The sequence below is a fragment of the Hyunsoonleella rubra genome (genome assembly GCF_042684665.1).
Taxonomy (GTDB): Bacteria; Bacteroidota; Bacteroidia; order Flavobacteriales; family Flavobacteriaceae; genus Jejuia; species Jejuia rubra.
The window spans coordinates 70979-81055 of record NZ_JBHULY010000002.1; the positions used below are offsets into that span (position 1 = coordinate 70979).

A 10077-nucleotide genomic window follows, 5' to 3' on the forward strand; every position below is an offset into this window, starting at 1 on the left:
AAAACTTAAAGCAAATGAAAACAGGAGTATGGTTAGATAAGGCAAAAGCTCATATTGTGAATTTGTATGATGGTAAAGAGAGTTTTACCACAATACTTTCCAATGTTGAGGATTTTAAAATTCATGGAGGTTCCGGTACAAAATTTAAGGGTGGGCCACAAGATGTGGTTCAAGACAGTAAATATTTAGAAAGGGAAAAGCATCAATTAAAAAAATACTTCGATAATATCGTTTCAGAAATAAAAAAAGCCAGGGTCATAGTGATTTTTGGTCCTGCTGAAGCCTGTTATAAATTAGACAAACGGCTGAAAAACCACTATCCGGATTTAAGCAAAAAAGTTAAGGGTGTTTATAAAACAGATAGTATGACTAAACCACAGGTGAAAGCATGGGCAAAGTCTTTTTTTAAGGAAAAAAGATTGTAGTTCCTATTTAAAACCTAAAGTATAAAATGGAAACCGGTACTATTGAAATCATCAAATCGTCTGGAAAAAAAGTAAGCTTTTCACTAGATAAACTAAAGGCTTCATTGAAACGTACAGGTGCCGAGGCAGAAACGGTAAAAATGATTGTAGATAAGGTGAGGGATGAATTATATCAAGGTATTTCAACAAAAGAAATATACAACAGGGCATTTGCTTTACTTAAAAAGAAAAAAAGCTATTTAGCATCAAAATACAAACTAAAAAAAGCCATTTATGAATTAGGGCCAACGGGGTTTCCTTTTGAGCGCTTTGTTGGAGAAGTATTACGATATTCGGGATATAACATCGAAATCGGTAAAATTGTACAAGGGCAATGTGTTACCCACGAAATTGATGTCATCGCACAAAAAAATAATGAAACTTCCATAATAGAATGTAAATTCCACAGTCAGCAAGGGTTGAATTGTAACGTAAAAATTCCGCTTTATATAAACTCGCGCTATAAAGATGTGCAAGCCCATTGGAATTCAAATGCTAAAACAAAGTCAAAACTTACAAATGGCTGGGTGGTAACAAATACGCGTTTTACCGAAGATGCGCTACAATATGGAAAATGTGTAGGCCTATATTTGTTAAGTTGGGATTACCCCAAGAACGATGGGTTAAAGCATCGTATAGACCGCTTAGGACTGTACCCAATTACAGTATCTACGTTACTTACCAACAGAGAGAAACAATTTCTACTAAGTAGAGACGTCGTGTTATGTAGGTCGTTAATTGGTGATACGTTCTACTTGGACCATTTGGGGATTTCGGAAACCAGAAAGGCAAGAATACTGAACGAAATAAAAATGTTGTGCAAACCTTAAAAGCATAAATGGAACCCTTTGTAAAAATATATTTCTTAGGTGGCGCTGGTGTTGTTACCGGATCTAAATTTCTTATTGAAACTTCAGAAAAGAATATATTGATTGATTGCGGTATGTTTCAAGGGTTAAAAGAATTAAGGGAACACAATTGGAATAATTTGCCATTGGATGCCAAAACCATTGATGTTGTGTTGCTAACACACGGTCATTTAGATCATGTTGGCTATCTGCCAAGGCTATTAAAACAAGGCTTTAGAGGCAAAATTATAGGTACGGCTCCAACCCTGGCCATAGCAGAGATTATTATAAAGGATAGTGCTAAAATTCACGAAGAAGAGGCGAAAAAAGCAAATAAGGAAAAATATACCAAGCATAATCCTGCATTACCCTTTTTCACCAAGAAAGATGCAGAACAAACTATTGCGCAATTTCACGAAGAAATGATTGACGAGTGGATTGTGCTTTCACAGCATATAACATATCGCTTTAAGTACAACGGCCATATCCTAGGCGCAACATTTATTGAACTGGATATAAATGGAAAACGATTTGTGTTTTCTGGAGATATCGGCAGACCAAACGATTACCTATTAGAGGATCCTAAAAAACCAAAATGGGCCGATGTTTTGTTTATAGAAAGCACCTATGGCAATAGGCTACATCCAAAAGAAAATATAGAGGATGTTCTATCCCAACTTGTTCATGAAACCATTCATAAACGAGGGAACTTGATTATCCCAAGTTTTGCCGTAGAACGTTTACAAACACTCATGTATCTGTTATGGAAATTATATAAAAAAAATAAAATCCCCAACATCCCTATTTTTATAGACAGCCCGATGGGAAATAATGTTCTGGAGGTGTTTCAGCGTTTTCCCGAATGGCATAAATTACCGATGGCAGAGTATTATGCCATGTGCAATCATATCAATATTATTCAATCTTACAAAGAAACTTGGGAAACCATTGATGACAATCGACCTAAAATAGTTATTGCAGGTAGTGGAATGGTAACAGGAGGGCGCGTACTTACATACTTGCAACAACTTATTGATAATCCTGCAACAACGGTTTTGTTAGTGGGTTATCAAGCAGAAGGCACAAGAGGGAGACAACTACAAGATGGTGCCCACGAAATACGTTTTTTTGGGAAATACTATCCCGTAAAAGCTACCATAAAACATATAGAGAGTTTATCGGCACATGCTGATCAAAACGATTTGTTGGAATGGATGAGCGAGATTAAAAATATTCCTGAAAAGGTGTTTTTAATTCATGGCGAACCTCACGCCTTGGATGCCTTTCGCGTAAAAATAAAAAGCAACTTTAATTGGCAAACAACGATTCCTAAACTAAATGATATTGAAACCCTAAGGCTATAACTATGGAAGCAATTTACACATATCAAAGTTTCAATAGAGATAAATCTATTGACGAATTATACTATAATACGTTAAGGGAAGAAAACTATTTGGAAAATTTAAAATTCGAACTTCAGTTTATTAAAAACCTGTTAGATAGACCCATTTTTAAAGTTCGGACAATGAATTTATACGAGAAGCTGGCAGTATTTAAAAATGAGATAAATGCCGTAAACAAAATCAGTAATAGTCTTTTAGACGAACTAAACGCTAATGCTGGTAAAATAAAACGGAAAATTGAATTTGAAGATGTTGATTATGATGATGCCTTTAAAAGTGAATATGATGATATAGAACTAAAAGTTTTTAATTTGAAGACGAAAATTTTCAATTTAAAATTTAGATTATTTCAATATTTAGAAGGTGTTATCATTAACTAAAAAATGTGTACAAAACTCCCCAGAAAACACCTTAACTGGCTGATATATATCATTGTGTAAGCTAGTGTCTATAAATATATTAGTGTTGAAAAATAAGTTTAACCTAAATATATTTATGATGACAACATTAAAGAAACGCAGAAGAAAAAGAAATGGATTATCGCCATTTGAGAGCCAATTATTAACCCCTTGGCGCAATAACCTTTTAAGACCTTGGGGCGGTAGAATATTTCCTTCCAGTTTAGGCAACATGGTAAGGTTTGATGATATTTTTGACGATGACTTTTTTGAAGAGGAGAGCTTAATGCCAGCCGTTAACGTAAAAGAGCATGATGAAGATTTTGAAATTGAATTGGCAGTTCCAGGATTTACCAAAAAGGATTTTGAAATCACCATTGAGGATGATGTGCTTCATGTAAGTGGTGAGAAGAAAGCAGAGGAAGAAGAGAAAGAAGACGATTATTCTCGTAAAGAATTTAGTTATAAATCTTTTAAAAGATCTATGGTGCTTCCGCCTTCGGTTGATTTGGACCAAGAGGTAAAGGCCACTTACAAAAACGGAATTCTAAACCTAAAACTTCTTAAAAAAGAAGAGGGTTCTTCAGAACAGCCTGCAAAAAAAATTATTGAGGTGAATTAATGCCTTCCCAGCAGAAAGCCATGGGTTTATTAGCCCGTACTTTCTGCTTTTTAAATTTTAAAATCATGAAAACGAAAAGTGAATCCCCAAAATATGTAGCATGGTTAAATGCTGAGACTATGCATGAGGCATCTAAAAAATGGCTGTCTGAATTAGAATTTGCTGAAGACGAACAACTTTTTTTTAACGATTTAATAAAATCATACACGCTTCAACTTATTGACCCCAAACATTATAAAAAAAATGAAGATGTAATTTCCCGATTGAGCAGGCTGAAAAAGAAAACGGATGAGTTGATTAAATCCATTAAAAAGCACGAAAGAGGACTTGAAATTATGGTTGATGGGATAGACCAAATAGAGTTAGAAAAAGCGTATAAAGATGAACATGGAAAACTTATCGTTACCATTGGTAGTTTTTTAAATAGGTATAGAGAGTTAAAAAGAGAGTTGTTTACTGCATTTAAAAGTGTTTTAAAAGCAAAAAAGCAAAAGCGATTACTACAATAAGCATAAAAATGAAATTTATAAAGACCATAGGGTTATGTTTTATCGTTCTTGGTTGCTCTACCACAGAATTGGTTGAGAACTGGAAAAACCCTGATATTGAAACCTACAGTCCGAACAAAGTTTTGTTGGTTGGCATGACTTCCAATGTTGAAGCCAGACAGCAGTTTGAAAAGCAATTACAGGACGAATACGCTTCAAGAGGTATAGAGTCCGTAATGAGTTTAGGGCTTTTTGAACCCAATTTTACCACAGAAAAAAAGACTGAAGAAGATTTAAAGGCTTTGGAATCCAAACTGATTGATGATGGTTTTGATACGATATTGTTGACTAAAGTAATAGGCGTAGAGGATAAAATAGAATACAGGAAAGATTATGGCGGTTTTGATGAAACGTACAGAAGGTTTAGCGAGGATTATCTAAAATATCAGGATGCCTATTATAATCCAGATTATTACGACGAATATAGGGTTTACCACACAGAAACATCCCTGTACTGTATTTGCCCATCAAAACCAAGGGAACTTATATGGAAAGGCTACATAGATATTACAGATCCGCATTCCGTACAGGAGACCGTCAACGATTACGTGAGGTTAGTTATCGTTGTTATGGAAGAACAACAACTTATAAGCCCAATCCTTTTGCAAGATAGTGTAGATGAAAACGCCATTAAGTAATATTAATATCATGCTAAGCAAGACGATTTGCTTGGTTTCTATTTTAATGTTCCTCAGTTGTTCCTCAACAAAACTTATTAAAAGCTGGAAAAATCCAGATTATAGCACATTCAATCCAAAAAAAATACTGGTCGTAGGTGTTACGCCTAATTATGAAGCACGTAAGGCTTATGAGTTTCGACTGATGACGGAATTGAATGCCAGAAAAATAAATGCACTACAAAGTGCTGTGGTTTTTGAAAAATCGTTTCAAGATTCTAAGCAAACAGAAAAGGATATAGAAGCTGAAGTGGATAAATTGCGTTCAAATGGTTATGATACGATAATAATTTCATTAGTTAAAGGTGTGGACAATAACCAATCTTACTCCAGTAATTCCCCAAAAACCGATTATTACTTAAGAAAATTTATAGGCTACTATTTGCTTTATCAAGAGGCCTATTTTAATCAAGATTATTACAGTAGATATGATGTGTTTAATATTGAAACCTCGGTTTATGACCTAAAAAGGCGATCGGATAAATCTTTAGTTTGGAGAGGTGTTTTCGATTTAATAGCTCCAGCAAATAATTCTGAAGCCATAGATGCCTACGTCAAAAAGTTGATTTCAACCATGGAGAAAGCAAAAATTATATCCAAGCCCTAGCAGATATTATCCAGAAATTATGCCCTCAAGAATATCACCAACAAAGAAGGATACGGATGCGGCAATAAGACCTAAAGCAAGTGTCTCAAGAATTCCTTTTAACTTGCTAGTTTGGGTAACATAGGTCTTTAAAAAACCAATAAAGATGAATGCTAAAGATGTCAGCATAATTGTCCAAATAAATAAATCTCCAGGAAAACCTCCAATAAAATCCCATACATAAACTATTAAAGGAATCAATCCTATTGATATGAATGAAATATAAGTCATAAGCCCCATCATTACGGGCGATTTTGTTTCTTCAGACATCAATAATTCATCTTTCATCATGACATCTACCCATCTATCTTTATCAGCCGTAATGGTGTCAACAACTTGCTTCAGAAGCTTACCTTCAAAACCCTTATTTCTATAAATTTCTTCAACTTCTTCGCGTTCTTTTTCCGGAATGTTGTCAATTTCCCAATATTCTATTAATTTGTGTTTATTGTAGTTGTCCTTAACCGATTTTGTAGAAAGATAAGCGCCTACAGACATAGCAAAACCATCTGCTAGTAAATTGGCAAACCCTAAAATTATTATGACTTCATTGCTCAATCCAGCTCCAACAGCACCCGAAACTACGGCAAATGTGGTAACGGTGCCATCTATACCGCCGTAAACAAATTCGCCTAAATAATCTTGATATTTGTTAAGCCAATTACTTTTTAAGTGTAAAGTGTTTTCGTCGTGGTCCATCGAAGATGTAATAATTAATGATTAATAATGAAATATAAGTATTAATAATTAATAATGAATTATAAGTAAAGGAGCCTCCATTTTATTACTGATTTGGGTGGTAGTAGAACCTGTAAAAAATCGTTCAAAAAAACTTTCTTTTTGTACCAAGAGTGTTATTAGGTTTATATTGTGGGTCTGTGAATAGCAACTAACGGCGTAGTGCATAGGCACGTTTTGTATTTTATGATATTTATGGTCGGTTTCTTTCAAAAAGATATTAATATTTTCTAGATCTTCTTTTTGTTTCACGGAACCTTCGCTATCGCTTATTATCCTTAATATGTGTAATGTTTTAGCATAATCAGTAGTGAATTTTATAATTTTCATAAAAGCACTGCCTCTTAATGAATCTTGCAAATCTAAAGGCAACAACACATCGTTGGGTTTTTTGTATCCATAAGCTTCGGGTATGGCCAGTGTTGGGCAATCTACCTTTCTTATTACGTTTATGGTATTGCTTCCAAAAACAACTTCTTTTGCTCCTGTAACCCCATTTGTTCCCATCACGATGAGGTCAATGTTTTTAGATATTATTACTTGTTTTACTGAATCGATTAGAGCATCAAAATCAACAATTATTTGATAGTTGAAGTTTTTATTTCCAAGTTCATCTTTTAGTCTTTCGACGAGTTTCATTAATCTGTTTTTTGACTTTTTTACAATAGAATCGTAGATACTGCTATTGCCCAATGTCATTAAATCATCGGTTGTGTAAGACGCTGAACTTTGAACATGTAAAACATAAAAATTACATTGATCTTCCTTTAATAATTGCAGGGCATAACGCATGGCGTTTATTGAGCTTTCAGAAAAGTCGGTAAGCAATAGGATATTTTCCATGACCTTATATTCAGTCAACTAAAAGTAATGGAAAGCTTTTGAAGCTAAAATGATATTTATCACATCAAATAGTAAGTATTAGGTAATTTTGTAGTAAGTGTCGATAAACAATTATTTATAATATATTTGATATGGTAATGAAAATTGATGTTTCACTATTGTTTCACCTAATTCATATTGAAGTGTATCAATTTAGACTAATAAAGTCTAATAAAAGACGTTAAACCTCGATATTTTCGGGTTTTTTGTTTTTTGCGATTAGTCATTACATCCCATATTTTCTAGCCCTATAATTAGCCCTTTTCCAAATGACTCAAAAAGAATTTAACACACACTAGTGATTAAAAGTATGAGCGAAATGTTATTTTTGGGAATCTTTAAACGAAATAAAAAATTCCCTTTAAATAAACTAGCAGATAATGATGAAAAATGAATGTTTTATGATATTATAAAAGCATTGATGAAGGAAAAGAACATTCTCATCAATTCTAGTGCTACTATAAATGCTTTAAGGCAACTAGCCATTATGAAAACGATACAATTATTAGGTTTATTATTAATAGCTTCCTTAGGTCTAAATGCACAAACATTTGCAGAAGTAAGTGCTATTTCTGGAATAGATCATATCTATGATCAAATTGGAACTTTGGGTGGTGGCTGTGTGTTTTTTGATTATGATAATGATGGTTGGGAAGACCTATATATTGTAGGTGGTAAAACAAGGGATGTCTTGTATAGAAATATGGCTAATGGAACTTTTGAAATTGTTCCAAATGCAGGATTTGATATAACAGATAATTTCTATACAACAGGTGTTGTAAGTGCAGATGTAAATAATGATGGTTATAGAGATTTATTTATAACTACCTGGGGAGGGCGTATTAATGGAAGTAATTTAAAAAGAAATCTGCTTTTTTTTAACAGTGGGAACGGTACTTTTACAGAGTCAGGTTTAGTTGCAGGTATTACTGAGGTTAGTTTTTCTATGGGAGCATCAGTGCTAGATTATAATAAAGATGGTTTTTTAGATATTTATGTGGTTAATTATATAGAGAATCAGGATGTTTCGGAGGATGATCAAGGAAATGTAATATTTAGTCATACTTGTTTTGAAAATTATTTTTACGAGAATAATGGAGATGGAACATTTAGTGAAAAAGCACAAATATTAGGATTAGACAACACAGGATGTGCTTTGGCAGTAATGCCAACCGATTTTGATCAAGATCAAGATCAAGATATATATCTGGCAAATGATTTTGGAGCTTATATTGAACCCAATGCATTATATGCCAACAATTACCCACAAAATTTATATAGTAATGTATCTCAACAGACAAGAACCGACATTGGAATATTCGCTATGGGCATTGCATATGCCGATATCGATAAGGATAATGATTTTGATTACTATCTCACAAACCTTGGTAGGAATGTGCTTCTAAGAAATAATGGGGACCAAACATTTACAGATGATAGTACATCAGCAAATGTTGAAAACACCTATGCACAAGACGGTAATGGAAGTGAGTTTCTTGCTACAGGTTAGGGAACGGCTTTTTTAGATGTAAATAATGATACATGGCCAGATTTATTTGTTGCTAATGGAAAAACACCATCAGCAAATTCAATTTTAACAGGAGAGGACGACCCAAATAAACTTTATATTAATAATAATGGTATAACATTCACTGATATATCCTTCGTATCTGGAATTAGTGATTCCAATAGAGGAAGAGGGATGGCCTATTGTGATTATGATAAGGATGGTGATTTAGATATTGTAGTTGTTGTACAAACCCATTCGGCAGATACGAATGCCCGAACAACATTATATCAAAACCAATTAAATCCTGATAGTGTTCAGGGTAAAAACTGGGTGCAATTTGAACTTGAAGGCGTATCAATTAACAAGGATGCTATTGGTGCAAAGGTGAAGCTTACAGTAAATGGGGAGCAACTAATTCAAGAAATCCATGGTCAAGGGAGTCACTGTAGTCAGCATTCATTGGTTGTACATTTTGGTTTAGCCGATAATGAGGTGATTGATAATGTAGAGATCATTTGGTCTGATGATTATAGTCAAAATTTCGATGATGTCACTCCTAATCAACGTTACAGAATCAAAGAGGGGAATAATCTTTCAATAGCAATTTCTGGCTGTACAGACCCTAATTCCTGTACATACAATCCAGTTGCAACTGTTGATGATGGTAGTTGCCAATACTTACCACCAAATGATATTTTAGGAAATGCATCATCTGGGTTTTATAAAACAGAAACATACACTTACAATGTCCCTGCTGATTCACATGTATCTTGGACGGTAGAGGGAGGTGAAATTATCAATGGTCAAGGCACAAACAGTATACAGATAACATGGGACTTTGTAGAACAAGGAAGAGTCATTGCTTTAGAAAGTGGCAACTCTTGTTCTAATAGTGAAGCAGAATTAGTTGTAAATCTTCATATCAATAATTTATCAGAAGATACTTCTATTGCTAGGATATGGAACGAAGCATTGTTAGAGGCTATTCGTGGTGATTATGCAAGGCCTACAGTACATGCCAGAAACTTATTTCATACCTCAGTAGCCCTGTATGATGTTTGGGCCATTTACGAAAGCACTAAGCCTTATTTAATAGGTAATGAAGTACATGGGTTTACGAGTGATTTGGTTGAATTTGAACCAACTGAATCAATAGCTGCATCTAAAGAAAAAGCCATGAGTTATGCTGCTTATCGTTTGCTTGTACATCGATTTGAAGATTCTCCAAGTGCAGATACATCTTTAGAAGGCTTTAATCTAATCATGAAACAATTAGGCTCGTATGTTTGCCATGCAAGTTTAATTAAGTATTAAAAATAGTAAATTTCCGACTAATATAAC

At 34.0% G+C, this 10077-nt stretch carries 12 protein-coding genes and 1 pseudogene; 11 read left to right on the forward strand and 2 right to left on the reverse strand.

Annotation, left to right across the window (positions count from 1 at the left end; translation table 11 throughout):
• The first annotated feature begins 14 nt into the window (after positions 1–14).
• From ACFSR8_RS00520 to ACFSR8_RS00555, 8 genes are all read left to right on the forward strand, one after another.
• Complete coding sequence (locus ACFSR8_RS00520; RefSeq protein ID WP_380287949.1) at positions 15–425, forward strand: hypothetical protein; 411 nt, start codon at positions 15–17, stop codon at positions 423–425.
• Between the two features lie 26 nt (positions 426–451).
• The gene (locus ACFSR8_RS00525; RefSeq protein WP_380287951.1) at positions 452–1294 is read left to right on the forward strand and encodes a restriction endonuclease; all 843 of its coding nucleotides are present in this window, start codon (positions 452–454) and stop codon (positions 1292–1294) included.
• 8 nt (positions 1295–1302) lie between these two features.
• Entirely contained in the window at positions 1303–2676 is a 1374-nt protein-coding gene (locus ACFSR8_RS00530) for an MBL fold metallo-hydrolase RNA specificity domain-containing protein (protein WP_380287952.1), read from the forward strand.
• A gap of 2 nt (positions 2677–2678) precedes the next feature.
• Positions 2679–3095: a hypothetical protein gene (locus tag ACFSR8_RS00535; RefSeq protein ID WP_380287954.1), complete on the forward strand. Its 417-nt coding sequence runs from the start codon at positions 2679–2681 to the stop codon at positions 3093–3095.
• Positions 3096–3210: 115 nt separating this feature from the next.
• Positions 3211–3735, forward strand: a complete 525-nt coding sequence (locus tag ACFSR8_RS00540) for an Hsp20/alpha crystallin family protein (protein WP_380287956.1) — start codon at positions 3211–3213, stop codon at positions 3733–3735.
• Between the two features lie 65 nt (positions 3736–3800).
• Positions 3801–4244 (forward strand): hypothetical protein, encoded by a 444-nt coding sequence (locus ACFSR8_RS00545; RefSeq protein WP_380287958.1) that lies wholly within the window; start codon positions 3801–3803, stop codon positions 4242–4244.
• 8 nt (positions 4245–4252) lie between these two features.
• The gene (locus tag ACFSR8_RS00550) at positions 4253–4921 is read left to right on the forward strand and encodes a hypothetical protein (protein WP_380287960.1); all 669 of its coding nucleotides are present in this window, start codon (positions 4253–4255) and stop codon (positions 4919–4921) included.
• The gene (locus ACFSR8_RS00555; RefSeq protein WP_380287962.1) at positions 4902–5567 is read left to right on the forward strand and encodes a hypothetical protein; all 666 of its coding nucleotides are present in this window, start codon (positions 4902–4904) and stop codon (positions 5565–5567) included. The genes ACFSR8_RS00550 and ACFSR8_RS00555 overlap by 20 nt, the downstream gene beginning before the upstream one ends.
• Before the next feature lie 6 nt (positions 5568–5573).
• Here ACFSR8_RS00555 and ACFSR8_RS00560 read toward each other — a convergent pair whose 3' ends face one another.
• Together ACFSR8_RS00560 and ACFSR8_RS00565 are read right to left on the reverse strand one after the other, a co-directional pair.
• Positions 5574–6305, reverse strand: a complete 732-nt coding sequence (locus ACFSR8_RS00560; RefSeq protein WP_380287964.1) for a VIT1/CCC1 transporter family protein — start codon at positions 6303–6305, stop codon at positions 5574–5576.
• 48 nt (positions 6306–6353) lie between these two features.
• Positions 6354–7187: a universal stress protein gene (locus tag ACFSR8_RS00565; RefSeq protein WP_380287966.1), complete on the reverse strand. Its 834-nt coding sequence runs from the start codon at positions 7185–7187 to the stop codon at positions 6354–6356.
• A gap of 460 nt (positions 7188–7647) precedes the next feature.
• Between ACFSR8_RS00565 and ACFSR8_RS00570 the strand changes: the two genes are divergently transcribed.
• The 3 genes and pseudogenes from ACFSR8_RS00570 to ACFSR8_RS00580 all read left to right on the forward strand — a co-directional run bounded on the left by ACFSR8_RS00570 (position 7648) and on the right by ACFSR8_RS00580 (position 10050).
• Positions 7648–8736, forward strand: coding sequence for an FG-GAP repeat domain-containing protein (locus ACFSR8_RS00570; RefSeq protein ID WP_380287968.1), 1089 nt, complete (start codon positions 7648–7650; stop codon positions 8734–8736).
• Positions 8737–8763: 27 nt separating this feature from the next.
• A pseudogene (locus tag ACFSR8_RS00575) lies at positions 8764–8964 on the forward strand (FG-GAP-like repeat-containing protein); the annotation flags it as partial.
• 102 nt (positions 8965–9066) lie between these two features.
• Positions 9067–10050: an ASPIC/UnbV domain-containing protein gene (locus tag ACFSR8_RS00580; RefSeq protein ID WP_380287974.1), complete on the forward strand. Its 984-nt coding sequence runs from the start codon at positions 9067–9069 to the stop codon at positions 10048–10050.
• Positions 10051–10077 lie beyond the last annotated feature (27 nt).